This is a genomic window from Pseudomonas sp. NPDC088444, assembly GCF_044900175.1.
Taxonomy (GTDB): Bacteria; Pseudomonadota; Gammaproteobacteria; order Pseudomonadales; family Pseudomonadaceae; genus Aquipseudomonas.
In genome coordinates this window covers 100,935-126,960 of the sequence record NZ_JBJDNK010000011.1, presented here as the reverse complement: position 1 = coordinate 126,960, position 26,026 = coordinate 100,935, and the positions used below count along the sequence as shown (strand labels likewise).

Below are 26,026 nucleotides of genomic sequence, written 5' to 3'. Positions count from 1 at the left end.
AGGGTGACAGGAATCAGACAGGCAAAGCGATTGACCGACCAAGGTCCGGTGGTCGTTCACGGGTACGATGACAGGCCAACACAGCACTCACGTTCGCGTGAACCGAGGGCGCGAACGGCGCGGATTTCGGGCCGCTCATGTCGACGTTGAGCCACATTTGCTCAGCCGTTGCCGCGACCAGCTCACGGCCCCGAGGGTGCAGGCTGAAATGCAGGTGCAAGCGTTTGGCGTCAGCACCGATCAACTGCCAGCGCACCTCGGCGTCATCGCCGTGTTTCATCTCTTTCAGGTAATTGAGGTGGCATTCGAGGGTGAACATCGAATGCCCGGTGCGCGCGCGGCCTTCGCTGTCCAGCCCCAAATGGTCGAGCAGTGCGTCGCCCGCCAAGCTGAAAATCAGCAGGTAAAACGCGTCCCGCAGGTGGCCGTTGTAGTCAGTCCACTCCGACAAAATCGGGCCGGACCACAGCACGTCCGGAACGTCATTCACGGCATGTATGGCACCGTCAGCACCCATGGCTCAGTCCTCGATCCGGTGGCGGGCCTTGACCTGCGCGATGGTCTGCTGAATGGACTGCAGGCAGTCGTCCCGGTAACGCTCCAGCGCTTCGATGCTGCGCCCGGCCAGTTGCGCTTCGGACCCGCTGACGATGTCGTCCAGCAATGTATCCGTCAGTTCCGGCGCCTCAAGGTAGGTCCAGGGCAACTTCAGCGCCGGACCGAACTGGCGCATGAAATGGCGCATGCCCTGCGCACCGCCTGCCAATGAGAACGTCATGAACGATCCCATGAAGGCCCAGCGCAAACCACAGCCGAAGCGCACGGCATCGTCGATTTCTGCAGGCGTTGCGACACCGTCGTTGATCATGTGCAGGGCCTCGCGCCACATCGACTCCATCAGCCGATCGGCAATGAACCCCGGCACCTCATGGCGCACTCGCAGTGGGTGCATGCCCAAATTCCGGTAAACCTCGGTGGCCCGATCAAGGGTTTCAGTGGACGTGCGCACGCCGCCGACGATTTCAACCAGCGGCAGCAGATAAACCGGGTTGAACGGATGGGCCACCAGACAGCGCTCAGGCTGCGAGGCGTCAGCGAAGAACTCGGAGGGCAGCAGCCCGGACGTGGACGAGGCGATGAGCGCGTGATCCGGCGCCGCACGGGAAATCGTCGCATGCAGGTCGATCTTCAGCGCGAGGTTTTCCGGGGCGCTTTCCTGAATCAGATCGGCCTCGGCAACACACGCCTCGATGCTGTCGACGGTTCGAAAATCAGCCAGGGCGGCATCCAGCGAACGGGTCGCATAACCCAGCGTTGGCCAAGCATTGGCCACACGCTGGCGAATCTGCGCATCGGCTTCAGGCGACGGGTCCCATGCGGTCACCCGCAGGCCGTTGGCCAGAAAACGTGCGGCCCAGCCACTGCCGATGACACCCGCGCCGATGATGGCAACGTGTTTAACAGTTGATTGCATGATGTGTCCTGCGCACGGGTTAGAAAGGGGTTCAGAGCAGATTCAGGGTTTTGCGCGCTTGCGCCGGGGTTTGTGGGGTCGCGCCCATGCGCAGCATCAGTTCGATGACTCGCTCTACCAGGCTGCCATTGCTGGCGTACACACCTTTGTCGAGCCACAAGTTGTCTTCGAGCCCCACCCGCACATGGCCGCCCAGCAGCATCGATTGCGCGGCCATGGGCATTTGCATGCGACCGATCCCGAACGCCGACCACTGCATGCCCGTGGGCAGGTTGTCGACCATGGCTTTCATGGTCCCGGTGTCGGCAGGCGCGCCCCACGGAATGCCCAGACAGAGTTGGAACATCGGATCGACCAGCAATCCTTCGCGCAGCATCTGGCTGGCGAAGCTCAGGTGCCCGGTGTCGAAGATTTCCAGTTCAGCCTTCACACCCAGTTCGGTGATTTTCTTTGCCCCGGCGCGCAGTTGCGGCGGGGTCGCCACATAAATGGTGTCGCCGTCGCCGAAGTTCAGCGTGCCGCAGTCCAGGGTGCAGATGTCCGGCAGCAGCTCCTGCACGTGCACCAGCCGCTCCAGCGGTCCAACCAGATCGGTGCCCGCGCCAAACTGCATCGGTGTTTCGCCCTGGCCGATTTCCAGATCGCCGCCCATGCCGGCGGTGAGGTTGACGATGATGTCCACGCCGCTGCCGCGAATGAGCTCCATCACCTCGCGGTACAACACGGGGTCGCGACTGGGCGTGCCGGTGTCAGGGTCGCGAACGTGGCAATGCACAATGCTGGCGCCCGCGTTGGCCGCCTCGACCGCCGCTTGTGCGATCTGCGCGGGTGTGACGGGAATCGCCGGGTGTTTACCGGTCGTATCGCCTGCACCGGTCAAGGCACAGGTCACGATGACGTCTCTGTTCATGATTTGCCGCGTTCCTTTTCCAATCCCCAATGGACCCGTCCTGGACGCCTGCACCGCGTGACACGGCGTGGCGCTGTGACGGGGCGGCCCACCCGATGAACGCAGGCCGTTGAGGCATACGTTACGGATCGCGAACCGGCGCAAACCGTAACTTCGCGTCGAGGATGGCGACTTTTGCGACATGCTTGCGGGGCTTTGGCCGATGGCTTGCATACCCCGATGCAACCCGTCCATGGAGGTGTCAGGTGTCCAGGTTATTCACGTTCTTGTTGATTCCCGGTTTCTCGATGATGGACTTCGCCGCCGTCGCCGAACCGCTGCGGTCGGCCAACCGCATGGGCGGCGATTTGTACCGCTGGCGCACCATTAGTCAGGACGGCCAGCCCGTCGCGGCGAGCAATGGCATGTCCATCGCAGTCGATGGCGCGCTGCTGGACCTCGGCCCCGAAGACACGCTGATCATCGTCGCGGCCTATGAACCGATGGCGTCGATTTCTGCGCCGTTGACACCGTGGCTGCGGCGTCAGGACAAGGCCGGGGTCACGCTGGGTGGAATCGACACAGGTGCCTTTGTGCTGGCCCACGCCGGCTTGATGAAGGGCTATCGCATGACCGTGCATTGGGAGGCCATCGATGCATTTCTCGAAAGCTATCCCGGCTTGCAGGTGAGCCATGAGCTGTACGAGATCGATCAACGCAGACTGACCTCGGCCGGCGGCACGGCCTCAATGGATTTGATGCTGGAATTGATCGCTCAGGCCCACGGCTCGGAGCTGGCGCTCAAGGTTGCGGAGCAGTTCGTGCACGGCCCGATTCGTGCCCGTCAGGTGTTGCAGCGTCTGGAGGCGCCGAAACGCTACAACTTCACCAACCGCAAGATTCACGCGGTCATCGAGCGCATCGAGCAGAATCTGGAAAAGGACATGGACGTCGACGACCTGGCCCGTGGCGTCTGCGTGACACGGCGGCATCTGGAGCGGCTGTTTCGCGCGACAGTGCAGGCTTCACCGGCCGAGTTTCGTCAGCGGCTGCGCCTGGACAAGGCGCGGCAACTGTTGCAGCAGAGCGACCTGACCATCCTGCAAATCAGCGTCGCCTGTGGCTACGAATCACCATCGTATTTCGCCCGTTGCTACAAGGAGCGGTTCAAGTGCACGCCGCGTCAGGACCGGGCCATTCTCACCGGTCGATGCAGCCCTGCTCAGGCGCAGTAATCATCACGCTGACTGGCCACCAGTGTGAGCGCCGCGTTCCAGCCGGTCTGGATGTAACGCATGCCCTCCTCGTCATCACTGAACTGGCTGGCCGTGAGCCGACACACGGCCTCGCTGGGGAAAATCAGTTTGCTGCCACCGGCCAGCGCCTGAATCTGCGCCTGACAGGCCCGCTCCAGGAAGTGGATTTCGTGAAAGGCCTCAGCGACGTTGCGCCCAGCTGCCAGCAAGCCGTGATTGCGCAAAATCATCGCCCGATGTGGCCCCAGATCCGCCACCAGCCGCTCGCGCTCGGTGAGGCACAGCGCGACGCCCTCGTAAGTGTGATAGGCGAGCTTTTCGTAGAACTTCAGCGCGTGTTGAGAAATGGGCAACAGGCCCTGTTCTTGCGCTGACACGGCAATACCCGCCGCCGTATGGGTGTGAATCACACAATGCACGTCAGGCCTCGCCTTGTGGATGGCCGAATGAATGGTGAACCCGGCGGCGTTGACCTCAGCCTTGTCCGCGTCTTCGCCGACGACGTTGCCCGCGTAATCGATGACGATCAGGTCGCTGGCTTTCATGTGATCGAATAACACCCCATAGCGATTGATCAGAAAGCGATCCTGCGCGCCAGGCAAACGCAAACTGATGTGGGTGTCGATGAGATCGGTCATGCGAAAGTGCGCAATCAGCCGATACAGCGCCGCCAGTTCGCAGCGTGCGTTCCATTCTTCAGTCGTGGTGTTCAGGCGCTCAGCCATGGCGGTTCCTTGAGGTGAAAACAGCACCGCCGAATCGAACGGTTTTTTCGACTCGGCGGTGTGCGTAGGTATAAGAAGGTGTGTTCAGTTGGCGGCGATAGTCGCCGTGTCGCCATTGAAGCGGGTCACCCCGGCCAGCCAGTCGTTGACCAACGCAGGGTTGGCCTTGAGGAAATCCCGCGCCACTTTCATTGGGTCTTCGCGATTGAGGATGCGCTCCATCATCTGCGCTTCCTGTGCACTGTTGAACCTGATGTTGCTCAGCAGACGCGCAGCGTTCGGACATTGTTGCGCGTAATCGCCGCGCACCACCGTCCACACCGTCGCCTTGCCCTCATCCGCCCCCATCAGCCCATCGCTGCCGGTGAGGTACGTGAGGTTGAAGTGGATGTTCATCGGGTGCGGCTTCCAGCCGACCAGAACGATGGCCTCCTTGCGGTTTTCTGCCCGGGCCACGGCTGACAGCATCCCGGCTTCGCTGGATTCCACCAGTTTGAAGCCCTCCAGATCGAAGCGCTTGGCGTCAATCGCGGCCTGCAACCGACGGTTGATGTCGGTGCCCGGATCAATGCCGTAGATCTTGCCGCCCAGCTCCTTCTTGAACTTGTGGATGTCCTGAAAGGTGCGCAGCCCCTTCTCGGCCAGCCAGGTGGGCACCGCGAGGGTCATCTGACCGTCGGCCAGGCTTGGCTCATCGAGCACTTTGACCTGGGCCTTGCTGCGAAACGGCTCGACAATCGAATCCGCCGACGGGCTCCAGTAGCCCAGAAAGGCGTCCAGCCGGTTATCGCGCATCGCGCCGAAGATGATCGGCTGAGACGCCGTGCTGTCAGAGGTTTTGTAGCCCAGATCCTCGAACAAGGTGCGCGCCACGGCGGTGGTGGCGGCCAGATCGGTCCAGGCCATCATGCCGAAACGCACGGTTTCACACGACGCTGCCTCGGCTGCCGAAGCGCCGTTGCAGGCCACGGCCAGCCCAAGGCCGACCAACAAAAACTTGAGTGAGCGGTTGCCACGTTTCATCAGGTGTTTCTCCGACCAAGGCTAAACGGAGACAGTGAGAAAGAACCACGCCATTCTGGTCAGGCAACGGGCTGCCTGCATCGCTCTGTTGGCGACCGGCTTACGTTACGAAGCGAGCGTCGGTAAAAACCCTAAAAGCGCGGCTTAAACAGGGAGTTTTGCGACATGGCGGGTTCGGGTGTGTCTCGCGCAAATCAGCCGAGGCCGGAGACGGCCATCAACTGGCGGCAGGCAACGACACCAGTTCCAGTTGCGAACCCCACGGTGTCAGCACGTAGAACCAGCGAATGCCGTCCGGGTTGGTGATCGGCTCGTTCAGCACTTTCAGGCCCCGCGCCTTGACCACCGCCAGGCTGTGGTCGATGTCCGGGGTGCGCAGCGCGATGTGGGTTGCACCGATGTCGTCTTCATGGGGTTGCTGGTGATTGATCTGCGCGCCCTGGTACTGGAACAACTCGATTTTCGAGCCACCGCTCAGTTGCAGCATGGCGAAGCGTTGCAACTCGCTGGATTCGCGCCAGTTGAAGCTGGCTTTCCATTCGGCGGGAATGGGGCCTGGGCGAGTGTCACTGAGGACTTTGACGCCCACCAGTTCGTTGAAAAATGCAGTGGCGGCGTCGATGTCCGGCACGTTGATGCCGACGTGATCAATGACAGCGGCTTGCAATGCCGGGGCCTGGGCCTGGGCCTTCGGAGCCGAAGTTGCGGCCTGGGCGCCGACGCTGAAAGCAAGGCTCAAAGCCAATGCGGTGAGTGCGAATGTTTTCATGGGGCTTCTCCTGAAGGTTGCTGCAGAAGTGCTGCAAGTGGGGAGAAGCTTATCGACGGCTCGACACTTCCAAAATAGAATCATCTGCAAACCATCGTTGCAGAAATGAAATGAGCAAACTTCCCGATTTTGAAGGTCTGGCCATGTTCGCCAAAGTGGCTGAAGAAGGTTCGTTCGCCGCCGCTGCGCGCATCATGGGGGTTTCGGTGCCTACGGTGTCCCGCGCCGTTGCGCGATTGGAAGAACGTCTGGGCGGGCGCCTGTTCAACCGCACGTCGCGGCAACTGGCCCTGACCGAGTTCGGTTCGAGCATGGCGGCCAAGGCCGGTGATATCTATCGCCAGGCCGAAGAGGTGGAAAGCGAAGCCCAGGACTTGTCCGTACAGCCACGGGGTCAGGTGCGCCTGGCCGTACCAATGTCGTTCGGCCTGCGCTGGGTCGCGCCGTTATTGCCCAAACTGTTGCGCCAATACCCCGAGCTCTCGGTGGATTTGCATTTGTCCGACGCCTCGGTGGACCTGATCGCCGACGGCTTCGACGCAGCGCTGCGCATCGCCGTGATGCCCGACTCCTCGCTGGTCGCTCGCCGCTTGTGCGCCGTCACTCAATTCGCGGTGGCCTCGCCCGCCTACCTCGCCGAACACGGGCGCCCCACTCACCCGCGCGAACTGGCCAGCCGCCCCTGCCTCAGTTACGCCTACCGCGCCCGCAGCCAGGTCTGGCGTTTCACCCATACCGACGGCACAGAAGAAGACGTGGTGCCGAACGGGCCACTGCGCGTGACCAACTCCGATGCCCTGATTCCGGTGTTGCTGGAAGGCCTGGCCATTGCCGAATTGCCGGAGTTCATCGCCAGCGAATACCTGGCCGATGGCCGACTCGAAGCGCTGCTGCCCGACTGGAGCATGACCCGGGGCGGCCTGTATTTCGTGACGCCTTCGGCTCGCAGCCGACCCGCGAAAATCCGGGCACTGTCGGATTTCTTTGCGCAGCACCTGGCCGACCCTGAATGGCGCTGGCCCCGCCCTTGATGCTCATCAACGACAAGCTGATCAGATTTTCAAAAAAGAAACGATGACTTTCACATCCTTCTATTTTTGAAATCATGGGAGCTCCTTAACCTGTGTCTCAACCGCCGCACTCAACCACGGCGGATCCCACACTCGTTCAAGGAGCTTCACCATGAAAAACGCCGTCCAACTGCTGCAAATGTACCTGGAATCCATTCAGGACCCACGCAAGGCTGCCAGCCTGTTCGCCGAAGACGGCGTGCTTGAGTTGCCCTACCTACAAACCCTGGGCATCCCTCACAGCGTGCAAGGCCCTGCCGCCATCGAAGCCTTCATCGGCTCGCTGTTGAAGAAAGTGCCCACCTTCAGTTTCCAGCGCGTGCGTTTCCTGATCGAAACGCCAGACCAGGTGTTCGCTGAATACGACGTCGAAGAACCCGTGCCTGCCACGGGGCGTATCTACAAACAGTCCTACGCCGGGCGGTTGGTGGCCCGGGACGGCAAGATCCAGTTGCTGCGTGAGGCGATGGACACGGTGGCGGCGCAACGGGCGTTTGCGCCGGTCGAGGCTGATCAGGACTGACTGTGCCCCCCCCTCGCTTGCTGCCGTCAGCGACGGAAACCGGGGATCGCCAGGCCCAGGCTTTCTCGCAGCGTCGTACCTTCATACGCCGTACGGTACACGCCGCGTTCCTGTAACTGCGGGATCACTTCCTGGGTGAAGCGGCTGAACTGTTCCGGATGGCCGATGTAAATGTTGAAGCCGTCCAGCGCCCGGGCCTCGAACCACTCCGACATCTTGCGCGCCACGGTGTCGGCGGATCCTGTAAAGGCGCCGGGGCGCAGTTGCCGTCCGAATTCCACCGCCTGGCGCAGGGTGAACCCCTTCTCTCGCGCCTGATCGGCAATGCGTTTGGCATTGGTGAAGAAACTGCTGCGTGCGGCTTCCAGACTCTCCTGCGGGAATGGCGCGTCAAGGTCGTACTGACTGAAGTCGTGCCAGCCGAAATTGCGTCCGAACTCCTTGAGCGCCAGCTCAAAGCTGTGATCGAGCTGATGGTAGTGGCGCTCGATTTCACGGGCATGCTCGTCCGTGTCGCCCACGTAAATCTCGGCGCCCGGTAGCACCAACAGTTGCTCCGGATCACGGCCCAGGCGTTGCGCCCGGCCCTTGACGTCCCGATAGAAAGTCTGGCCCTGCTCAAGGCTGGGCGCCTGGGTGAAGATGACGTCCGCGGTAGCGGCACCCAATTCACGGCCCTGCTCCGAGTCCCCCGCTTGAAAGATCACCGGCTGACCTTGCGCAGAGCGCTGAATGTTCAAAGGCCCGGCCACCGAAAAGTGCTCACCCTTGTGATTCAGGGCGTGCAGCTTGTCCGGGTTCAGGAACTGGCCGGTGGCGCGGTCGCGCACGAATGCGTCGTCCTCGTAGGAATGCCACAACCCCTGCACCACCTTGACGTGTTCGGCAGCGCGTCCATAGCGAGTGTCGTAATCGTAATGTTCATCGCGGCTGTAGTTCCCTGCCGTACCGGCGTCGCCGCTGGTCACAACGTTCCACCCGGCCCGGCCTTTGCTGATCAAATCCAGCGACGCCAGACGCCGGGCCACGTTATAGGGCGAGTTGTAGGAGGTCGTCAGCGTGCCGACCAGCCCCAGACGCTTCGTGCTCATCGCCAACGCCGACAGCAGTGTCAGCGGCTCCAGCCGGTTCAGGTAATGGGGCGGCGAGCCGGGGGTGATGAACTGGCTGTCGACAATGAACATCAGGTCAAACAGCGCCGCTTCTGCCTGCCGGGCAATATCGACGTACCAGTCGATATTCACGCTGGCGTCGGCGGGCAGTGCAGGGTCGCGCCACAGGTTATGCCGTCCCGGCCCGCCACAGCCCATGGTCAGCGCACCAAGTTTGATCTGTCGCTTGCTCATCTCGTCAGTTCCTTACTGTGCTTGCGCGGTGGCGGGCTGAAGCGTGCTGGAGAAGGAAGTGTCGAACAGGCTTTGTGCCGGGTAGGACTTGATCAGCCCTATTCCTGCAAAAAAATCGACGGTTTTCTGCGCGTCGGCGACCACTTGAGGGTTCAGTGCCTCGACGTTGGTTCTGGCCCGGGCGAACCAGATGCGGGCGATCTCACTGTCTGCACGGGTACGTTTGGCCCAGGCATCGGCGTAGGTCGCCGTGTTGGCAGGATCCTTCAAGGTCCATTCACGGGCTTTTTTCAGACGGTTGAGGAAGTCTTCGATGACCGCGCGTTTGCTGTCAATGACATGGGCATTGGCGACCACATAGCTTTGTGCCGGAATCAACCCTTCGGCCGTTGCCAGAACTCGCGCGCCCTGACGCTCCTGTTGGGTGACGTAGGGTTCCCACGTGGCGATCACGTCCACCGCGCCGCCGTCCAGTGCATGAGAGGCGTCCAGCGCGCTCAGGTAACGCAGGTCCAGCGAATCTCGCGGCACGCCCGCCTTGTCCAGCGCACTGAACAGCAGTTGCTGGCTCCACGAACCTTTCCAGATCGCCGCACGCTTGCCGCGCAGATCCGCCAGGCTGTGAATGTCGGAATCCTTGCGTACCAGAATCGCCACGCCGCCGAGGTTCTGGCGGGTGATCGCGATGACTTTGATCGGTGCGCCCAAGGCGCCGAGAAACAGCGGGGGCGCGTCGCCCAGCAGGCCCAGATCCAGACTGCCGACGTTCAAGGCTTCTGCTACCGGCGAGCCGGCCGTGAATTGTTTCCACTCCAGGGTATAGGGCAGATCGTTCAACACCCCTGCCGCTTCCATCACGGACTGAGCGTTGTAGCTCTGGTCACCCACCACCAGGGTCTGGGCGTGGGCAGTGAACGCGACAAGCGAAATCGCGGCAGTGGCGAGTAGATTCTTGAGATGACGCACGTGGGCTCCAAATGCCGGAATCGGCAAACAGGGGCCGATCCGCACGTGCGGTCTCGACATGTTCAGGCAGAAACGCCCGGATGGCTAATAGCTGCCGGATCTAAATATCCAGTGGTTTATAAGCTAATGCCTCGATCGCCGATTGTTAAATTCCATTTTTGCATAACCTAATGAACCAACATGCAGCCGATGCATTTCTTCACCCAGCGTCGCGGTGCTTTCTATGAACCGTAACCTGAGCCCGCTGGCTGCGACTCAGGTCCGTTTAGGCTCGCTTCTGGTCAGAACGTTACAATCGCTCGAACGCTGAACCACATCCCGACCGCCCGCGCCTTCGCGGATGAAAAAACCGGAAAAACGGGCCACAAAAAATGCACCATAGAAGTGCGCAAATCCGATAAGCGCCCTTTAATCATGCAGTTATGGCGACCTATGTACTTGCCGCATGGGGCATGCCAAAACGACATAACTTCGGAATATTCCGCATGTTAGTCTCGCGGCTCAAATGAAAGGCGTAGATCGTCAGTCTCGATGACGACCCATATCAGGAAACACCATGTCCAGAATGTCCCACACCGCTCTGCGCCGTAATTTTCGCGAATTGCTCGCGTCCAACGCGTGCTTCGAAACAGCCTCCGTCTTCGACCCGATGTCCGCCCGTATCGCGGCAGACCTGGGTTTTGAAGTCGGCATCCTCGGCGGCTCCGTCGCGTCGCTGCAAGTGCTGGCAGCGCCGGACTTTGCGCTGATCACCCTCAGCGAATTCGTCGAACAGGCTACCCGCATCGGCCGCGTGGCCCAGTTGCCATTCATTGCCGACGCCGACCATGGCTATGGCAACGCCCTCAACGTCATGCGCACCGTGGAAGAACTGGAACGCGCAGGCGTCGCTGCACTGACCATCGAAGACACCCTGCTGCCTGCCCAGTTCGGACGCAAATCCACCGACCTGATCTCCATCGAAGAAGGTATCGGCAAGGTCAAGGCCGCCCTGGAAGCCCGTGTCGACCCTGAGCTGTCGATCATCGCCCGCACCAACGCCGGGGTGTTACCGGTCAAGGACATCATCGAACGCACCCAGGCCTATGAAAAAGCCGGTGCCGACGGCATCTGCATGGTCGGCATCAAGGACTTCGACCACTTGGAGCAGATCTCCGAGAAGCTCAGCGTACCGTTGATGCTGGTCACCTACGGCAATCCTAATCTGAGCGACTACGCACGTCTGGCAAAACTGGGCGTACGTGTCGTCGTGGCGGGCCACGGCGCCTACTTCGCGGCGATCAAGGCCACTTACGACAGCCTGCGCGCCCAGCGCAAAGTGACTCACAGCACGGAAAACCTGAGCGCCACAGAACTGACCCACACCTACACGCTGCCCGAAAGCTACGTGAACTGGGCCAAAGAGTTCATGGACGTCAAAGAGTGATGTCGCGGGCCTGCGATGCTGAATCGCAGGCATTAAAAAACCCGCCGAAGCGGGTTCTTTTCTATCAAGGCCATTCCAACGTCCTGTCGGTAGCGTTCCGGGCAAATGGCAGATCATCCTTGACCTCTGAAGCGCGTCCTGCGCTTCAGTCGATGGATCCAATTTAGGGTTTTGCCCTGTCGCTGTAAACGGACAGTTTGCTGAACCGTGTGTAAGCCTTTGGCTATACCCGTGTGCGATTCAACGCTGCTCCCAAGGCAACGTCCCCGCAAGCGCTGACGCCACGTGGTCGATGAAACAGCGCAATTTCGACGGCACGTAGCGGGCCGTCGGATAGACGGCATGGATCGCCAGTTCCGTCAGGCAAAAGTCCGGTAATAACGCCACCAGATTTCCTTCCCGCAGCGCCTGCCCGAAGACAAACGTCGGGCCATAAGCAATGCCCAACCCCGCCAGCGTCATCGACAGCAGCATTTGCATGTTATTGGCCTGAGCGCGGATCGGCCCATCGACCCGAAAAGGCCGGCCCTCGGTATCCCGAATCGTCCAGCCATCGCCGGAGACCGCTTCGCTGAACGCCAGACGCGGCAAGGCCCGCAGCGCCACCGGTGTGGTCGGCAAGCCATGACGTTCGATGAAGTCGGGGGACGCACACATGACCATTCGACACGCGCACAGTCGCCGGGCGATCAGCGATGAATCTGCCAATTCGCCGATCCGGATGGCGACATCGATTCCGGCCGCGTGCAGGTCGATGAAGCGATCATCAGCAATCAGTTCGACGTTCAGGTCCGGATGATCACGCAACAATCCGGCCATCACATCGCCCATGTATAGCGCGCCAAACGTCACCGGCACCGCGACGCGCAGTGTGCCGCGTACGCTGATTCCGGTGTCGCTGGCTTCATGATTGGCTTCATCCCAGGCCTCGATGATGCCTTTGCATCGGGCGTAATACGCCCGACCTGCGTCGGTGGCGCTGAGTTTGCGCGTGCTGCGTTGCAACAAGCGCACGCCCAGTTGGGCCTCCAGCGCGCTGACGTGTTTGCCCGCCATTGACGGCGACAACCCGAAACATCGCCCTGCCGCGACAAGGCTGCCCTTTTCGAGGGCGGTGACGAAAACGCTAATACTGGTCAGACGGTCCATGGCCCATCCATTCGATAATCTGGTGATCGATTCATGATAAGAATCGGCAGATTATCCTCCACAGCGCTGCAATTTAAAGTGTTCGTCCCCACTCAACTGACGAGCATCAACCATGAACGTGGTTTCAAATGGCGTACACCTGCATGTCGAAGACCAGGGCGAAGGCGTACCGACGCTGATTTTCCTGCATTACTGGGGCGGCTCTGCACGCACTTGGGACGCCGTCGTCGCGGCCCTGCCCGCGCGTTACCGCACAGTGAGGCCCGACCTGCGTGGCTGGGGCCAGTCACAACGGTTCGAAACGCCCGCAACGCCCATCGCGTTCAGTCTCGACGCCTTTGCCGATGACGTGCTCAACGTCGTGCAGGCGCTGAGGCTGGACCATTACGTACTGGTCGGCCACTCGATGGGCGGCAAGATCGCGCAACGGATCGCCTCGCGCCGACCGGTCGGCTTGAGCGGTATGGTGCTGGTGGCTCCGGCGCCTCCCACTCCGTTGAACATGCCGGAAGACGCCCTCGCGGCCATGGCCAGGGCCTATGACTCGGTGGCCTCCGTTGAGCTGGCCATTGACCACATGCTGACCGCCCGCCCCTTGAGTCCGGCGCAACGCCAGCAAGTGATTGAAGACAGCCTGCAAGGTATGCCCGACGCCAAGCGGGCATGGCCGCAGTTCACCAGCCGTGAAGACATCGCCGAGTCGGTGGCGCGCATCGAGGTCCCCGTTGCGGTGATTGCCGGGACGCTGGACAAAGTGGACTCGGTGACCACGCTGCAAACCGAATTGCTGAGCCGCGTTCCTCACGCGGCGTTGCACGAATTGACGGACATCGGCCACCTGTCGCCGCTGGAAGCCCCCTCGGAAGTCGCCGCGATCATCGATCAGTTCATTCGCCAGCATCGCCTCGCCGGTTGATGCCAACAACGCTGCCGATGCCTTGCGCTAAAAAACCGCTTACGATGCACTTCCCATCGTTTCAGATTCAAGGTGCTGGTGTGTCCATGCTCTCGGCATAGCTCAAAGCGTTTTACACGGCGGCGCGTCTCGGCAGCGTGACGCAGGCGGCAAAGAAGCTGGGCCTCAGTCAGCCTACCGTGCTGGCCCAGGCCGACCTGGCCAAGCCACCTGCCGAGTTGCCTGAAGACTCTGAGCAGCACCTGATCAAGAACGACTTCGCCTGGGCGTCGAAGGAACGCGACCGCATTCTCGGCGAATGGCGCAAGCGCCATGACGGCAAGTCGGCGAAACAGTGACGAGCTGCGTATGATAAGCACCCTGCGTCAGCCGACCTTCGGCGGATGCAGGGTTCCTTTTTCAGCACGAGACGCGTATGTCCAGCCAAGACCTCATCTTCACCCCCGATCCTGACCAGGACTCCATTTCCTCCGACGTCGCCAGCTTCAGCGGCATCATGGTCTCGACCCAGATCCCGACCCGCGCCGACGGCAGCCTGGAACTGGGCGACATCACTCTGCAAAGCGAATGCACCCTGCAAGCCCTGAAAGTCGCGCTGGAGCGTGCGGGCAGCTCGATGGATCGGGTCATGCACCTGACCATCTACCTCACCGACATGGCCGACCGTGCTGCGTTCAACGAGGTGTACAAGCGTTTCTTCGCCAAACCGTGGCCAGTGCGCGCGGCGGTGGGCGTTGCCGCATTGGCTGTGGAAGGCATGCGCGTGGAAGTGACCGCGATGGCGGCGAAGGCCTGAAGTTCAGCGCATTACCTTGTAGCAGCATGGCTTGCCGGCGGCAGCGATTTCAAAGACGCCATCGCAGCCAAGCCATGCGGCTACAGGTCGGTTTTCCTCGGTTTCCACCACCCGGCAGCCGAAAGATGCCGGTCAGGCGTTTCACCGCTACAATGCGCGCCTTGACCGTGAAGATCCGACTAAAAAAACATGTCCCTACCCAAGCATCACCTGGAATTGCTCAGCCCTGCCCGCGATGTGACCATCGCGCGCGAGGCCATTTTGCATGGCGCTGACGCCATCTACATTGGCGGCCCGAGCTTTGGCGCGCGGCACAATGCCTCCAACGAGGTCAGCGACATCGCCGGGCTTGTGGAATTCGCCCATCGCTATCACGCGCGCGTGTTCACCACGATCAACACCATTCTGCACGACAACGAACTGGAACCGGCGCGCAAGCTGATCCACGAATTGTACGACGCCGGCGTCGACGCGCTGATCGTCCAAGACCTGGGCGTGATGGAGCTGGACATTCCGCCCATCGAGCTACACGCCAGCACGCAGACCGATATCCGCACCCTGGAGCGGGCCAAGTTCCTCGATCAGGCCGGATTCTCGCAACTGGTGCTGGCCCGCGAGTTGAACCTGCAGGAAATCCGCGCCATTGCCGATGAAACCGATGCTGCCATCGAGTTCTTCATTCACGGCGCGCTGTGCGTGGCGTTCTCCGGCCAGTGCAACATTTCCCACGCTCAGACCGGCCGCAGTGCCAACCGTGGCGATTGCTCCCAGGCCTGCCGCCTGCCCTACACGTTGAAAGACGATCAGGGCCGCGTTGTTGCCTTCGAAAAACACCTGCTGTCGATGAAGGACAACAACCAGAGCGCCAACATTCGCGCGCTGGTCGAGGCCGGTGTACGCTCGTTCAAGATCGAAGGCCGCTACAAGGACATGGGCTACGTGAAAAACATCACGGCCTACTACCGTCAACGCCTGGACGACGTGCTAGAAGACCGCCCGGACCTGGCCCGCGCCTCCAGCGGCCGTACCGCGCACTTCTTCGTGCCTGACCCGGAAAAGACGTTCCACCGTGGCAGCACCGATTATTTCGTCACCGACCGCAAGATCGACATCGGGGCCTTCGACACCCCAACCTTCACCGGCCTGCCGGTGGGCGTGGTGGAGAAAGTCGGCAAGCGCGACCTGCAGGTCGTGACCCATGACCCGCTCACTAACGGCGACGGCCTGAACGTACTGATCAAGCGCGAAGTGGTGGGTTTCCGCGCCAACATCGCCGAGCCCAAGGGCGAGTTCGACGAAGATGGCGAGAAGCGCTACCGCTACCGCGTCGAGCCTAACGAAATGCCCGCCGACCTGTACAAGGCGCGCCCGAATCATCCGTTGAACCGCAACCTCGATCACAACTGGCAGCAGGCGCTGCTGAAGACCTCGGCCGAGCGCCGCATCGGCCTGACATGGCAGGTGCAATTGCGCGAAGAGCGTCTTGAACTGACCGCCGTCAGTGAAGAAGGCGTGCGCGCCAGCGTGTCGCTGGATGGCCCGTTCGGCGCCGCCAACAAGCCGGAACAGGCACTGGAACAACTGCGCGACTTGCTGTGCCAGCTCGGCACCACCCAGTATCACGCCCTGGACGTGAAGCTGGACGCGCCGCAAGCGTTCTTCATCCCGAACTCGCAGCTCAAGGCCCTGCGCCGCGAGGTCATCGAGGCACTGACCGAGGCCCGGGTCGCCGCTCACCCTCGCGGTGGCCGTAAAGCCGAGACCAGTCCGCCTCCGGTATACCCGGAAGCGCATTTGTCGTTCCTGGCCAACGTCTACAACCAGAAGGCCCGCGATTTCTACCACCGCCACGGCGTCAAACTGATCGACGCCGCTTACGAAGCCCACGAAGAACCAGGCGAAGTGCCGGTGATGATCACCAAACACTGCCTGCGTTTCTCCTTCAACCTGTGCCCGAAACAGGCCAAAGGGGTGACCGGCGTGCGCACCAAGGTGGCGCCAATGCAATTGATTCATGGCGATGAGGTGCTGACCCTGAAATTCGACTGCAAGCCTTGCGAGATGCACATCATCGGCAAGATGAAAGGCCACATCCTCAACCTGCCGCAACCGGGCAGCGCGCCAGTGGTGGGGCACATCAGCCCTGCCGACCTGCTGAAGACCATCACTCGGGCACCGCACTGAGTGATGATCGGGCGTGCCGCAATGGCGCGCCTGATCCTTCTGTCATCCCTCTCCAGCCCTCAAGAACGACGGCCGTCGGCCTGATTGCGACGTTGCCCCATGCGGCATTGGCCTCACGCTGAAACGGCACGCTATAACAGGCGCCCCAACACCCGTGGAGCCTTGTGAATGCCTGTCGTATTTCGCCCAGCGACCCGTGCCGATGCGCGTGAGATTGCCCGCCTGTTCCAGATTACGTCCGAAGGGGCGTCGGATTACATCTGGAGCCAGTTGGCGGAGCCCGGCGAGGATTTACTGGAAGTCGGCACCCGCCGCTATGCCCGCGAAGGCGTGGATTTTTCGTTTCAGAACTGCCTGATCGCTGAAGCACACGGAGAAGTCATCGGCATGATGCACAGCTACGCCATGTACGAAGATCCGAATCCGGCACCCGCGACCGACCCGGTACTGGCGCCGTACGCCGACATGGAAGTCCCCGACACGCTCTATATCTCAAGCCTGGCACTGCATGACGGCTGGCGGAACAAAGGTTTGGGGCTGCGCTTTCTGGAGCAGGCACAGGCGCGGGCCGATGGCATGAAACTCAAAGGCCTGAGCCTGATCGACTACGCGGCCAATACCGGAGCGCGTCGGTTTTACGAGCGCCACGGTTTCTCTGTGATAAAAACCTGCCAGATCACCCCGCACCCGATGATCCGGGTAACGGGCGAGGCTTATCTCATGCAACGGTTGTCCTGAAACACCCTACCGGCGTGCCAGTTCATGGCGGGTGCACCCTTCGTAATAAACCTGACGCACACTCTCGGGGCGCATACGCGAAGGGCTGTCGTAGGTTTGTTCGGTAATGCCCAGAGCGCTCATGCGCATCCACTGCTGAGGGAAACGCCGCGCCTGTAACTTGTTGCGAGCGCCATACAGCGTCAGCCCGGCGAGTTTGTACTGTTGCGCGGTGGCGGCAATCCCCGCACCCCAGGTACACAGATCCCGTTCGTTCTTGCTCAAATCCCTCGCCCAAACGCCATTCGAAGCGCCCGCTAACACAACCAACACCAGACAGCGCGTGATAATTCGCATGCAGTTCCGTGCCTAACTTCCTGATAAGGCGAGGATTCTGCCGAGGTTTTTTCAGGGCAGGGGCCAGCAAATGGCCTGCTTTGCCGGGCAGCCGACCAGTGACACGTTTCAGCGCGCCGAATGACTTCACCCCCGTCACAAATGAATCACCAAAGCCCCCGCCGCCTGCTACCGTGTAAGGGAGCGAGGTGAACCTTATCGGCTGACAACCGGTCGATAGTTGCACCCGTGGTCAGGTCGAGCGTATCCGTCTGGTGCATCGATCTGGCTGGCTTCATTTCCAGAAGGACCATCCATGATCCCGATTCAACGTATTGCCTGGCTCAAAGCATGGGGTGCCCATGGTTTCACGGCCACTGGCGTCGTGCTCGCTTTCCTGGCGACCATTGCCCTGTTCGACAACCAGCCCAAGGCCTGCCTGCTGTGGCTGGGCATCGCCCTGATCGTCGACGGTCTGGACGGTTCACTGGCGCGCAAGGTCAACGTGCAGTCGGTGCTGCCGCATTTCGACGGCTCGGTGCTGGATCTGGTGATCGACTACCTGACGTACGTCTTCATTCCTGCACTCTTTATCTACCGCTACATCCCGCTGCCGGATTACACCCTGCTGCTGACCATCTCGATCATTCTGGTGTCGTCCCTGTTCTGCTTTTGCAACACCGAAATGAAAAGCAAGGACAACTACTTTCAGGGCTTTCCCGCCGCCTGGAACGTGGTGGCGCTGTGCGTGTACATCCTGTCACCCGCGCCATGGCTGACGTTCATCACCGTGATCTGTCTGGCCTTGCTGACCGTCACCCGGATGAAATTTCTCCATCCATTCCGGGTACGACGCTTCATGCCAATCAATATCGCCGTGACCAGCGTGTGGTTTCTGTGCAGCTTTCTGCTGGTGATCAACCATCCGTACAACGGCTCATGGGTGTTGAGCGTGTGGTTGTTGATGTCGGCGTATTTCCTGGGGATTTGCGTCTGGCGCACGTCGATGGAGTGGATCGACAAGGCGCGGTATTGAGCGTTACCACCAGTAAGCGCAGGAGCGTGGTGAAGGGAGCGCAGCGTCTGACACTGCTCGATTAGCCAGACCGTGCACCACACCCCCGCGCCCCCGGGACAGCGCAGATTGATTCGAACCGCCCTTTAGAAATCTCGCTTGTAAAAAATGTCCAGGGAACTGGCCACACCGCTTGCGGCTTCCACGTACACTTTTTTGCTTAACAGGTAACGCAGCGCGATGGTATTGGCCGGTTCGAACACACCCACGCCGTAACGCAGGCTGAGCCTGTCAGTGATCTTGCCACTGGCAACCACCGAGGTCTTGTCACCGCTGCCCGAGGTGTCCAGGTCGAAGTCCTTGATCCCGAGCCCCGATGCCAGCTTGCCTGCTGTCGACGAACTCCCCGCCAATCCCAGCGCCAGCGCGGCCTGGGCCATCATGTTGTTGTCTTCACCGTTGGTGCTCAACGGTCGTCCCAGCACCAGATAGGACAACGCCTGCTCCTGACTCATCGCCGGTTCCGAAAACACCGTCGTGGTCGGCTGCTCGGCGCTGCCCGTCAAGCGAATTCCGGCGATCACGTCATCGGTCTGGCGTATGGCCTCGATGTCCAGATACGGCTGATCCACCGGCCCGGCAAACAACAGCCGCGCCTTGCGAATGGTCAGACGCTGACCATAGGCGCGATAACGACCGTCATTCAGACTCAGTTCGCCACGGGTGTCGAGGTTGTCGCCGATGTGTACACGACCGGCCAGGTTGGCGGTCAAGCCAAAGCCGCTGAAACTCAGTTTGTCCTGACCCACTACGACGTTGACGTCCATGGCGATGGCCATCGACGGTTTGCCCTGCTCGGTCTGCGCGCCGACGATCACTGTGTCATCGGACACTTTCACCGTGGACGGCGGCAACTGCCGAACCGTGATTTCACCTTTGGGGATCAGCACGTTGCCGGAAACCGCCAACCGGTCACCCTGCAACGTGATGTTCAGGTCCGGCGCAGCTTCCAGCTTGGCATAGGGTTCCACCGTAATCGGCAACTGCGAGCCTTTCACGCTGACGTCGACATCCAGCGCTTCAGCCCAGCCGATGTGCCCACCGATACTGCCCTGCCCGCTCGGCCCGCTGGTCCAGTGGCCCTTGAGTTGAACGTTTTCACCGGCAATCAGCGCCTGCACATTGAGTTTTTCCAGGCTGACCGGCAATTCAGGCCCTGACACCTCACCGTCGCTAAGGACCACGTCGCCGTTGACCTGCGGCGCCAACAACGTGCCGGAAATGCGGCCGTTGCCGTTGAGCTTGCCATTGAGTTTTTCGATCATTGGCACGAACGGCCGCGCCACCGAGATATCCAGGCCGCTCAGGTTGAAATCGCCATTCACCGGCTTGTTTTTTGCCAGTGGGTCAATGCTCAAACGAGCCAATAACTCACCCAGTTGGCCACCGCGAAAATCCAGTGTGGTGTCGACCTTCTTGGGCGTCAGATTGCTGGTCAGTTTCAAGGCCTGATAGGGAAAATCCAGCCATTGGTTCTTGTCCTTGACGCGCAATGTACCACCGCTGGCGTCGATCACGATCTGACCATTGGGGCCTGCCGCCGGGACGTCCAGCTGGACATCGGCATTGAGTGCGCCTTTCCAGGCGAAATCCTTGGGCATCCACTGCGCCAGGCTTTCCAGCGGAAACTGTTTGAGGTGGTAACGCAGACGCGGATCCGGCATCAGACGCTGGTCCTCGCCGCACAGACTGGCAGGGCCTGACATCCAGCAATGGGCGCCAAAGTTGACTTTACCGTCCGCCAGCCGTTCCAGTTTCGCCGGTTGCTGCAGCTTCCAGTCCTGCCCGCCCGTCTGGATATCGCCGCTGGCCAGCCGTCCGCGCCAGTTGCCTTTGTCGAGGCTGCCATCAAGGGCGAGCGCCAGCTTGAGCAGCGGCCCTTGCAGATCGAGTTTCATCTGTTGCTTTTTGATGTCGCCTTGCCCTGTCACCACCAGTGTGCCTAGGGCTGTGTCTGCGCTCTGAATGCCCGATATCTTCAGATCGATATCGGCCCGTTGGGCGCTGTCCAGCTTGGCCGCTAGCGTCAGGCTTTGCAGCTTGTTGGTCTCATACGCCAATTGGTTGCCTTGCAGAGCCAGTTGCCCTTGAGGCGCCTGTAACGTGCCCGCCAGATCCAGACGGCCTTTGATCTGCCCTTGCAACCGGGGCCACAACTGCCCCAGACGCGGCAGGTTCATATCAAGTTGCCCGGCCAGTTTCTGTTGCAGACTACCCGTGCCCTGAATGCGGTTGTCACCCAACCGGATTTCCAGGGCATTGACCGTCCACTTGTCCGCTGCACCCTCCGCTTTGGTCTGCAACACCGCTGGCTGGCCGCGCAGCCGCCCCTTGAGGTCCAGGTCGGCGCTCAGGCTCAGTTGTTCATTCTTGAAGGCACCCTTGCTGCGCAACGGACCGGCCAATGAGCCGGGCAACTCGCCCACCCAGAAAGACGGATCGAGCGCGCTCAGATCCAGCGCGGTGTCCCAGGACACGCCATCGGCGAACCCGACATTCGCGTGCCCGCTGGCCTTGCCCTGCCCGGCCACCAGCTCCAGTTGCGGCAGGAAGATCTGTTGCAGGTCTCCACTGAACGGGCTTTGCAACGTAAAAGGCCCGGCAGGCCCCTTGAAGGCGCCGGTGAAATTGCCGAGGTATTTGCCGTCGGTGTAAGACACTCCACCGGAGAAGGTATGAACACTGACCTCAGGCTCGTCGATCAGCGGGTACAACCGATGCCAGGGGAAGTCCAGCCAGTCGATTTTCGCGTCGGCACGCAGGCCGGTTTGCCAATCGACCTTGCCGCTCGCGCTCAAGCGCTGATTGGCGCTGGCGGCCAGGTTCAAGGTATCGATTTCAGCGCCTTTGGCGTCCACGCGCCCTTGCAATGCCAATTCCACAGGGCCCTGCTCGGCAGGCAGGCTCGCGTTGCCGAGGATGGCATAGCCTTGGGCAAGATCGCCTTTGGCGTTCAGATTCAACTGGTTGAGTTGCAGCGTGTCCGGCAGGTCGGCAGCCGGTTTGAAGCCGTCACTGGTGATGACCACGTCAGCCGGTAGATTGGCCGCAAGAGGTTGCAAATGCCCTACCAGTTTCGCGTTGATGTAACCCTGCGTCTGTGCGTTGAGGTTCAGCGTCTTGAGCAGGTCGCCCTCCACGTTCAAGGCCAGGAACAGTGGCTGGCCGCTGATATCGGGCAGTTTCACCTGCCCCTGCGCCGTCAGCGGCCAATTGGCCGTCGGTTTCAGCAGGCCGTTCAGGTCGAGAATGATGTCGTCCCGTTGCGCGTGAAGCGAATCGATCTTCAGGCCCTCGACCGTCCAATGTGCCGACAGGTGTAGATCACGCACTTGCTCGGTGCCGTCCAGTTGCACACTGCCCACCTGAACACGGCCCAGCTCGATGACGACGGGCAGGTTGAGATCGGGCAAGGCGATCGGGTCGCTGCTCTCGTCTGCACCTGATGGCGCGAAATGCAGGCGAATGTCGCCGGTTTGCAGATCGTCAATGCATACGGTCATGCGCGTAAGGCACGTCGGCGACCAGGCCAGCACGGGCGCATCCACTTCGACCCTGCTCTCACCGTCCTGCCAGACCAGCGAATCGGCCTGCCACATTCCGCCCAGGTGTCCGGTGAAGTTCTGCACGGTCAAGCCCGGCACTCTTGCGAGCGCCCAGCGGCTGCCGGATTCCGTGCCCAGCATCCAGCCCGCTGCCGCACCGATGATCAAAATCACCGTCAGCAAAGCCAACAGCGCAAACAGCGCAATACGTTTAACCCGTGCCGTACCCGTCACAGTTCAGGTCCCATCGAGAAGTGCAAACGAATACCACCGTCGTCATCCAGCGCGTGAGCCAGGTCCAGGCGTAAAGGTCCGACTGGCGATACCCAGCGAATGCCGATACCCACACCGGTTTTGAGACTGGGGAAATCCAGCGAATTGAAAGAATTGCCTTCGTCAATGAAGGCCGCCACGCGCCATTTTTCGGCGATGGAGTATTGATATTCCGCACTGCCAGCGACCATGTAACGCCCACCGATCTTGTCGCCATCGGAGTTTTCCGGAGACAGCGACTGGTAGTCATAACCGCGCACGCTCTGATCGCCACCGGCAAAAAAACGCAACGAGGGCGGAATGGATTTGTAACCATTGGTGGCCGTACCGCCCACTTGTACCCGCCCCAGAAAACGATGGTTTTGCGCAATCGTCGTCAGTCCTTTGAGAGTGGCTAGGCCATGCACGACGTTGGCGTCAGAACCCAGCCCCTCCTTCGCCACTTCGGTTTCAAATTGCAGACGATAGCCATTGTGAGGGTCGATCCGGTTGTCGCTGCGCAGATACGAATAGCTGATCCCCGGCATCAGCAGCGTGCTCAATCCCGAGTCGTTACCCAGGCGATATTCTTCGCGCTGCCACTTCAGGGAAATCACCCGTTCCCAGCCGCTGGGCAACTTGCTGTGCCATTCGGGACCGACGGTGAGCAATTTACTCAGGCTGTCGGTGTCAGCGATCTCTTCGTATTGGTAGCCGCCCGCGAAGCGCAGCTTGTCGGTCAGCGGAGGATCGAGCGGGATGTCATAGAACAGGCCGACGTTCTGCCGAGGTGCGGACAGCTCCGACTCAATGCCGTAACTGTGGCCTTGGGGGTTGACCCAATGGCGGGTCCAGTTGGCCTTGATCCTCGGCCCCACATCGGTTGAATAGCCAACCCCAAGCCCCATGGTGCGGGGCTTACGGGTTTGCAGTTGAACGTCAACCGGAATCACTTGCCCCTGCGCGGTGGTCGGGGACGCGTCCACACGAACGCCCTCGAAGTAACCACTGGATTGCATGGCCTGATTGAGTTCGGCGATCAATTCGGAATCGTAGGGGGTGTCTGCCTTGAACGGCACCATCCGGTTAAGCAGGTCTTCATCGAACGGCGCATCCCCGCTAAACGTCACCTTGCCCAAGGTAAAGCGCGGGCCACTGTCATACACCAATTCGATGTCCGCCACGCCCGCTCGCGGATCGACGGAAAGGCGTTGCGTCACGAAACGGCCATTGAAGAAACCGTAGCGAGCGGCCTGGTTCTGGATCAGTTTCTTCGCGTCTTCGTAATAACCGTGATTGAGCACGGCACCTGACTTGAGCGCATCGCTTTTCGGGACTTTGAAAGCCTTGAGCTGACTGGCCGGACCTTCGATACGGACGGTGACATTGCGCAGATGCACCGGCTCGCCAGGCTGTACGCTCAGGATCAGGTGCCAGTCCTTGTCGACCTTTTTGACTTCGCTGTCGATCTGCGCCTGATAGTAGCCCAGGGCTTGAGCGGCCTTTTGTGCCTGCTCGACGGCGCCCACACTGAACCGCTCAAGCGCCTGTTCATCGCGCTCGCCAAGGCTGCCCACGTACCCTTCGATATTGGATTTGAGCTCGGAATTGGAAGGTTTGATCCGCACATCCAGTTGGGCATCGGCGAAGGCTGCGCAACTGGACAACATCAGGAGAAAACCGCTGGTGAATCGACCGGGAAACTTCATAGGCGCGGATGCTAACACGAGCAGCGGGGACGTCTGGAACCCGCGAAGGTTGAGAGGACACCCGCGTTCAAGCCGTGGAACCCAACGACACCTGGGGATTCGGGTGAAAAAAAATGTGTTCGCGGATTGGTCCTACAGCAATTTCGCCAATTTCCTCGTACCCCTGTCGGCGATAGAACTCAAGATAATGGCCATTTCCCGTGTCCAGCACGACCCCTTGTGAATGCTCATCCACCGCACACCAATCATGGAGTGCCTGCAACAATTGCTCACCGTAATGTTGCCCCTGAAATTCCGGATGAATGCCGAACAGGGGCAACACATGCACGGCATCGGAGGGCAAACACCCCAACACCGCCTGGTAATACTCCAGATACCGCTGAGTGCAGCGCAAGCCGGTGCCCATGACCATGCGCAAGCGCCAGGCCCAACTTTCGGTGATACCCAGTCTGCGTTGCGGCGGCGCGATCAGCGCAACGCCCACCAATCGGTCTTCGACGAACAGCCCCAATGCCGGCAAGTCTTGTAGAAAGTGCTGTTTCACCAATTCGCGGATGGTGGCGCGCACCCGTTGCTCATAACCTGAGCGGCCCGACTCGAACAAATAGCCGAAGCTCGGCTCGTGGCGATAAGCCTGATACAACAGCGAACGGGACTCACGGGAGTAGCCGCTGTCGAGCTGACGAATGTCGGTTGCGGTGTGCACTGATTCAGGCATGAGAAAGCGTCCCTTTGGTTGACCACCCGCTTCGTACGAGCGGCTGCGTGGTGTCAGGCGTTCGAGTCGCCGCCGTTGGCGACAGTTCCGACAAACTCCTTAGGCGTTTCTGACAGCGTAGCAGCCCTGTCGGTCTATTGAATTCGCTCTGGCGCTGGCCGTCATTCGGCAGGTCGGCTAGCATCGCTGTTTGATTTTTGCCAGGACTGCCGTCTATGAAAATTGTGTCTTTCAACATCAACGGCCTGCGCGCCCGCCCGCATCAACTGACGGCGCTGATTGAAAAGCACCAGCCGGACGTGATCGGCCTGCAGGAAACCAAGGTCTCGGACGACCAGTTCCCCCAGGCCGAAATCGAAGCACTGGGCTATCACGTCCACTTCCATGGCCAGAAAGGCCATTACGGCGTGGCGCTGCTCTCGCGCCAAGCGCCGCTGACCCTGCACAAAGGCTTCGACACCGATGATGAGGACGCCCAGCGCCGCTTCATCTGGGGCACGTTCGCCGATCGCGATGGCCAGACGGTGACGATCATGAACGGCTATTTCCCACAAGGTGAAAGCCGTGATCACCCCACAAAATTCCCCGCCAAAACCAGGTTCTACGCCGACCTTCAGCAATTGCTGGAGTCGCGTTTCAAGAACGATCAGCCCGTGATCGTCATGGGTGACGTGAACATTTCCCCGGAAGACAGCGACATCGGTATTGGCCCGGACAACGCCAAACGCTGGCTGAAAACCGGCAAGTGCAGCTTCCTGCCGGAAGAGCGCGAGTGGATGGCCAGGCTGAAAAACTGGGGTCTTGTAGACAGTTTCCGCCACCTGTACCCGGAAGTGGTCGATCAATTCAGCTGGTTCGACTATCGCAGCCGCGGTTTTGAAGACGAGCCAAAGCGCGGCCTGCGCATCGACTTGATCCTGACGTCCAACGGCCTGCAACCTCGTATCAAGGCTGCGGGCGTGGACTACGAACTGCGCGGCATGGAAAAGCCGTCGGATCATGCGCCGATCTGGCTGGAACTGAGCTGATATCAGGCACCACTCTCCCCCTGTGGGCACGCATTCATTGGTGATCGGCCGGTACATTCGATACACCTTCATCGGATGTACGACCGAATCACGAATGCATCCGCTCCCACAGAGGTGAGTCCCCGCCATTTCGC

Annotated in this window: 23 protein-coding genes and 2 pseudogenes; 12 read left to right on the top strand and 13 right to left on the bottom strand. The window is 60.6% G+C overall.

The genetic code is table 11. From position 1 onward, the window contains the following. Positions 1-13: 13 nt before the first annotated feature. From ACI2KB_RS21695 to ACI2KB_RS21685, 3 genes are read right to left on the bottom strand one after another with little or no spacing between them, the layout of a single operon-like run. Positions 14-517 (bottom strand): thioesterase family protein, encoded by a 504-nt coding sequence (locus tag ACI2KB_RS21695; protein ID WP_404637787.1) that lies wholly within the window; start codon positions 515-517, stop codon positions 14-16. Positions 518-520: 3 nt separating this feature from the next. Next, positions 521-1,474 (bottom strand): L-carnitine dehydrogenase, encoded by a 954-nt coding sequence (locus ACI2KB_RS21690; protein ID WP_404637785.1) that lies wholly within the window; start codon positions 1,472-1,474, stop codon positions 521-523. Between the two features lie 31 nt (positions 1,475-1,505). Continuing rightward, complete coding sequence (locus tag ACI2KB_RS21685; protein WP_404637783.1) at positions 1,506-2,384, bottom strand: 3-keto-5-aminohexanoate cleavage protein; 879 nt, start codon at positions 2,382-2,384, stop codon at positions 1,506-1,508. Between the two features lie 245 nt (positions 2,385-2,629). Here ACI2KB_RS21685 and ACI2KB_RS21680 point away from each other — a divergent pair, with 245 nt between their 5' ends. Beyond that, positions 2,630-3,598 (top strand): GlxA family transcriptional regulator, encoded by a 969-nt coding sequence (locus tag ACI2KB_RS21680; protein ID WP_404637781.1) that lies wholly within the window; start codon positions 2,630-2,632, stop codon positions 3,596-3,598. On the opposite strand, the gene ACI2KB_RS21675 is transcribed toward ACI2KB_RS21680, so the two are convergent. The 3 genes from ACI2KB_RS21675 to ACI2KB_RS21665 all read right to left on the bottom strand — a co-directional run bounded on the left by ACI2KB_RS21675 (position 3,586) and on the right by ACI2KB_RS21665 (position 6,136). Further along, a complete protein-coding gene (locus tag ACI2KB_RS21675) occupies positions 3,586-4,344 on the bottom strand; it encodes a class II aldolase/adducin family protein (protein WP_404637779.1) in 759 nt (252 codons plus the stop codon). The genes ACI2KB_RS21680 and ACI2KB_RS21675 overlap by 13 nt on opposite strands. Before the next feature lie 84 nt (positions 4,345-4,428). Then, a complete protein-coding gene (locus tag ACI2KB_RS21670) occupies positions 4,429-5,367 on the bottom strand; it encodes a glycine betaine ABC transporter substrate-binding protein (protein ID WP_404637777.1) in 939 nt (312 codons plus the stop codon). A gap of 217 nt (positions 5,368-5,584) precedes the next feature. After that, a complete protein-coding gene (locus ACI2KB_RS21665; protein ID WP_404637775.1) occupies positions 5,585-6,136 on the bottom strand; it encodes a VOC family protein in 552 nt (183 codons plus the stop codon). A 110-nt stretch (positions 6,137-6,246) separates the two neighbouring features. Between ACI2KB_RS21665 and ACI2KB_RS21660 the strand changes: the two genes are divergently transcribed. Next, positions 6,247-7,167 carry a LysR family transcriptional regulator gene (locus tag ACI2KB_RS21660; protein WP_404637773.1) on the top strand — a complete coding sequence of 307 codons (921 nt, stop codon included), beginning with the start codon at positions 6,247-6,249 and terminating at the stop codon, positions 7,165-7,167. Positions 7,168-7,318: 151 nt separating this feature from the next. Beyond that, entirely contained in the window at positions 7,319-7,729 is a 411-nt protein-coding gene (locus ACI2KB_RS21655) for a nuclear transport factor 2 family protein (protein ID WP_404637772.1), read from the top strand. A 26-nt stretch (positions 7,730-7,755) separates the two neighbouring features. Here ACI2KB_RS21655 and ACI2KB_RS21650 read toward each other — a convergent pair whose 3' ends face one another. Next, positions 7,756-9,075 (bottom strand): LLM class flavin-dependent oxidoreductase, encoded by a 1,320-nt coding sequence (locus ACI2KB_RS21650; RefSeq protein ID WP_404637770.1) that lies wholly within the window; start codon positions 9,073-9,075, stop codon positions 7,756-7,758. Positions 9,076-9,087: 12 nt separating this feature from the next. Then, the gene (locus ACI2KB_RS21645; protein WP_404637768.1) at positions 9,088-10,041 is read right to left on the bottom strand and encodes an ABC transporter substrate-binding protein; all 954 of its coding nucleotides are present in this window, start codon (positions 10,039-10,041) and stop codon (positions 9,088-9,090) included. 556 nt (positions 10,042-10,597) lie between these two features. Between ACI2KB_RS21645 and ACI2KB_RS21640 the strand changes: the two genes are divergently transcribed. Then, positions 10,598-11,467 carry an oxaloacetate decarboxylase gene (locus ACI2KB_RS21640; RefSeq protein ID WP_404637766.1) on the top strand — a complete coding sequence of 290 codons (870 nt, stop codon included), beginning with the start codon at positions 10,598-10,600 and terminating at the stop codon, positions 11,465-11,467. A gap of 240 nt (positions 11,468-11,707) precedes the next feature. On the opposite strand, the gene ACI2KB_RS21635 is transcribed toward ACI2KB_RS21640, so the two are convergent. After that, positions 11,708-12,616, bottom strand: coding sequence for a LysR family transcriptional regulator (locus ACI2KB_RS21635; RefSeq protein ID WP_404637764.1), 909 nt, complete (start codon positions 12,614-12,616; stop codon positions 11,708-11,710). A 112-nt stretch (positions 12,617-12,728) separates the two neighbouring features. On the opposite strand from ACI2KB_RS21635, the gene ACI2KB_RS21630 reads away from it, so the two are divergent. From ACI2KB_RS21630 to ACI2KB_RS21605, 6 genes and pseudogenes are all read left to right on the top strand, one after another. Next, positions 12,729-13,532 carry an alpha/beta fold hydrolase gene (locus ACI2KB_RS21630; RefSeq protein ID WP_404637762.1) on the top strand — a complete coding sequence of 268 codons (804 nt, stop codon included), beginning with the start codon at positions 12,729-12,731 and terminating at the stop codon, positions 13,530-13,532. A 113-nt stretch (positions 13,533-13,645) separates the two neighbouring features. Next, positions 13,646-13,708: pseudogene (locus ACI2KB_RS21625) on the top strand (hypothetical protein); the annotation flags it as partial. Further along, positions 13,709-13,870, top strand: a pseudogene (locus tag ACI2KB_RS21620) (putative 2-aminoethylphosphonate ABC transporter substrate-binding protein); the annotation flags it as partial. 77 nt (positions 13,871-13,947) lie between these two features. Then, entirely contained in the window at positions 13,948-14,328 is a 381-nt protein-coding gene (locus tag ACI2KB_RS21615) for a RidA family protein (RefSeq protein WP_404637760.1), read from the top strand. A gap of 189 nt (positions 14,329-14,517) precedes the next feature. Continuing rightward, a complete protein-coding gene (locus ACI2KB_RS21610) occupies positions 14,518-16,512 on the top strand; it encodes a U32 family peptidase (RefSeq protein WP_404637758.1) in 1,995 nt (664 codons plus the stop codon). 168 nt (positions 16,513-16,680) lie between these two features. Then, a complete protein-coding gene (locus ACI2KB_RS21605; RefSeq protein ID WP_404637757.1) occupies positions 16,681-17,250 on the top strand; it encodes a GNAT family N-acetyltransferase in 570 nt (189 codons plus the stop codon). Between the two features lie 6 nt (positions 17,251-17,256). Here the strand turns inward: ACI2KB_RS21605 and ACI2KB_RS21600 are convergent, their stop codons facing one another. Next, a complete protein-coding gene (locus tag ACI2KB_RS21600) occupies positions 17,257-17,586 on the bottom strand; it encodes a hypothetical protein (protein WP_404637756.1) in 330 nt (109 codons plus the stop codon). 295 nt (positions 17,587-17,881) lie between these two features. Here ACI2KB_RS21600 and pcsA point away from each other — a divergent pair, with 295 nt between their 5' ends. After that, the gene (gene pcsA, locus ACI2KB_RS21595; protein ID WP_404637754.1) at positions 17,882-18,601 is read left to right on the top strand and encodes a phosphatidylcholine synthase; all 720 of its coding nucleotides are present in this window, start codon (positions 17,882-17,884) and stop codon (positions 18,599-18,601) included. Positions 18,602-18,726: 125 nt separating this feature from the next. On the opposite strand, the gene ACI2KB_RS21590 is transcribed toward pcsA, so the two are convergent. From ACI2KB_RS21590 to ACI2KB_RS21580, 3 genes are all read right to left on the bottom strand, one after another. Next, positions 18,727-22,419 carry a translocation/assembly module TamB domain-containing protein gene (locus tag ACI2KB_RS21590; protein ID WP_404637752.1) on the bottom strand — a complete coding sequence of 1,231 codons (3,693 nt, stop codon included), beginning with the start codon at positions 22,417-22,419 and terminating at the stop codon, positions 18,727-18,729. Further along, complete coding sequence (locus ACI2KB_RS21585) at positions 22,416-24,146, bottom strand: autotransporter assembly complex family protein (protein ID WP_404637750.1); 1,731 nt, start codon at positions 24,144-24,146, stop codon at positions 22,416-22,418. Before ACI2KB_RS21585 ends, ACI2KB_RS21590 begins: the two co-directional genes overlap by 4 nt. 67 nt (positions 24,147-24,213) lie before the next feature. Further along, entirely contained in the window at positions 24,214-24,864 is a 651-nt protein-coding gene (locus tag ACI2KB_RS21580; protein ID WP_404637748.1) for a GNAT family N-acetyltransferase, read from the bottom strand. 215 nt (positions 24,865-25,079) lie between these two features. Between ACI2KB_RS21580 and xthA the strand changes: the two genes are divergently transcribed. Beyond that, positions 25,080-25,892 (top strand): exodeoxyribonuclease III, encoded by an 813-nt coding sequence (gene xthA / locus ACI2KB_RS21575; RefSeq protein ID WP_404637746.1) that lies wholly within the window; start codon positions 25,080-25,082, stop codon positions 25,890-25,892. Positions 25,893-26,026 lie beyond the last annotated feature (134 nt).

Coding starts and splice junctions, on each gene's coding strand:
- ACI2KB_RS21695 (WP_404637787.1), bottom strand. CDS start 517: ATGGGTGCTGACGGTGCCATACATGCCGTGAATGACGTTCCGGACGTG.
- ACI2KB_RS21690 (WP_404637785.1), bottom strand. CDS start 1,474: ATGCAATCAACTGTTAAACACGTTGCCATCATCGGCGCGGGTGTCATC.
- ACI2KB_RS21685 (WP_404637783.1), bottom strand. CDS start 2,384: ATGAACAGAGACGTCATCGTGACCTGTGCCTTGACCGGTGCAGGCGAT.
- ACI2KB_RS21675 (WP_404637779.1), bottom strand. CDS start 4,344: ATGGCTGAGCGCCTGAACACCACGACTGAAGAATGGAACGCACGCTGC.
- ACI2KB_RS21670 (WP_404637777.1), bottom strand. CDS start 5,367: ATGAAACGTGGCAACCGCTCACTCAAGTTTTTGTTGGTCGGCCTTGGG.
- ACI2KB_RS21665 (WP_404637775.1), bottom strand. CDS start 6,136: ATGAAAACATTCGCACTCACCGCATTGGCTTTGAGCCTTGCTTTCAGC.
- ACI2KB_RS21660 (WP_404637773.1), top strand. CDS start 6,247: ATGAGCAAACTTCCCGATTTTGAAGGTCTGGCCATGTTCGCCAAAGTG.
- ACI2KB_RS21655 (WP_404637772.1), top strand. CDS start 7,319: ATGAAAAACGCCGTCCAACTGCTGCAAATGTACCTGGAATCCATTCAG.
- ACI2KB_RS21650 (WP_404637770.1), bottom strand. CDS start 9,075: ATGAGCAAGCGACAGATCAAACTTGGTGCGCTGACCATGGGCTGTGGC.
- ACI2KB_RS21640 (WP_404637766.1), top strand. CDS start 10,598: ATGTCCAGAATGTCCCACACCGCTCTGCGCCGTAATTTTCGCGAATTG.
- ACI2KB_RS21635 (WP_404637764.1), bottom strand. CDS start 12,616: ATGGACCGTCTGACCAGTATTAGCGTTTTCGTCACCGCCCTCGAAAAG.
- ACI2KB_RS21630 (WP_404637762.1), top strand. CDS start 12,729: ATGAACGTGGTTTCAAATGGCGTACACCTGCATGTCGAAGACCAGGGC.
- ACI2KB_RS21615 (WP_404637760.1), top strand. CDS start 13,948: ATGTCCAGCCAAGACCTCATCTTCACCCCCGATCCTGACCAGGACTCC.
- ACI2KB_RS21610 (WP_404637758.1), top strand. CDS start 14,518: ATGTCCCTACCCAAGCATCACCTGGAATTGCTCAGCCCTGCCCGCGAT.
- ACI2KB_RS21605 (WP_404637757.1), top strand. CDS start 16,681: ATGCCTGTCGTATTTCGCCCAGCGACCCGTGCCGATGCGCGTGAGATT.
- ACI2KB_RS21600 (WP_404637756.1), bottom strand. CDS start 17,586: ATGCGAATTATCACGCGCTGTCTGGTGTTGGTTGTGTTAGCGGGCGCT.
- pcsA (WP_404637754.1), top strand. CDS start 17,882: ATGATCCCGATTCAACGTATTGCCTGGCTCAAAGCATGGGGTGCCCAT.
- ACI2KB_RS21585 (WP_404637750.1), bottom strand. CDS start 24,146: ATGAAGTTTCCCGGTCGATTCACCAGCGGTTTTCTCCTGATGTTGTCC.
- ACI2KB_RS21580 (WP_404637748.1), bottom strand. CDS start 24,864: ATGCCTGAATCAGTGCACACCGCAACCGACATTCGTCAGCTCGACAGC.
- xthA (WP_404637746.1), top strand. CDS start 25,080: ATGAAAATTGTGTCTTTCAACATCAACGGCCTGCGCGCCCGCCCGCAT.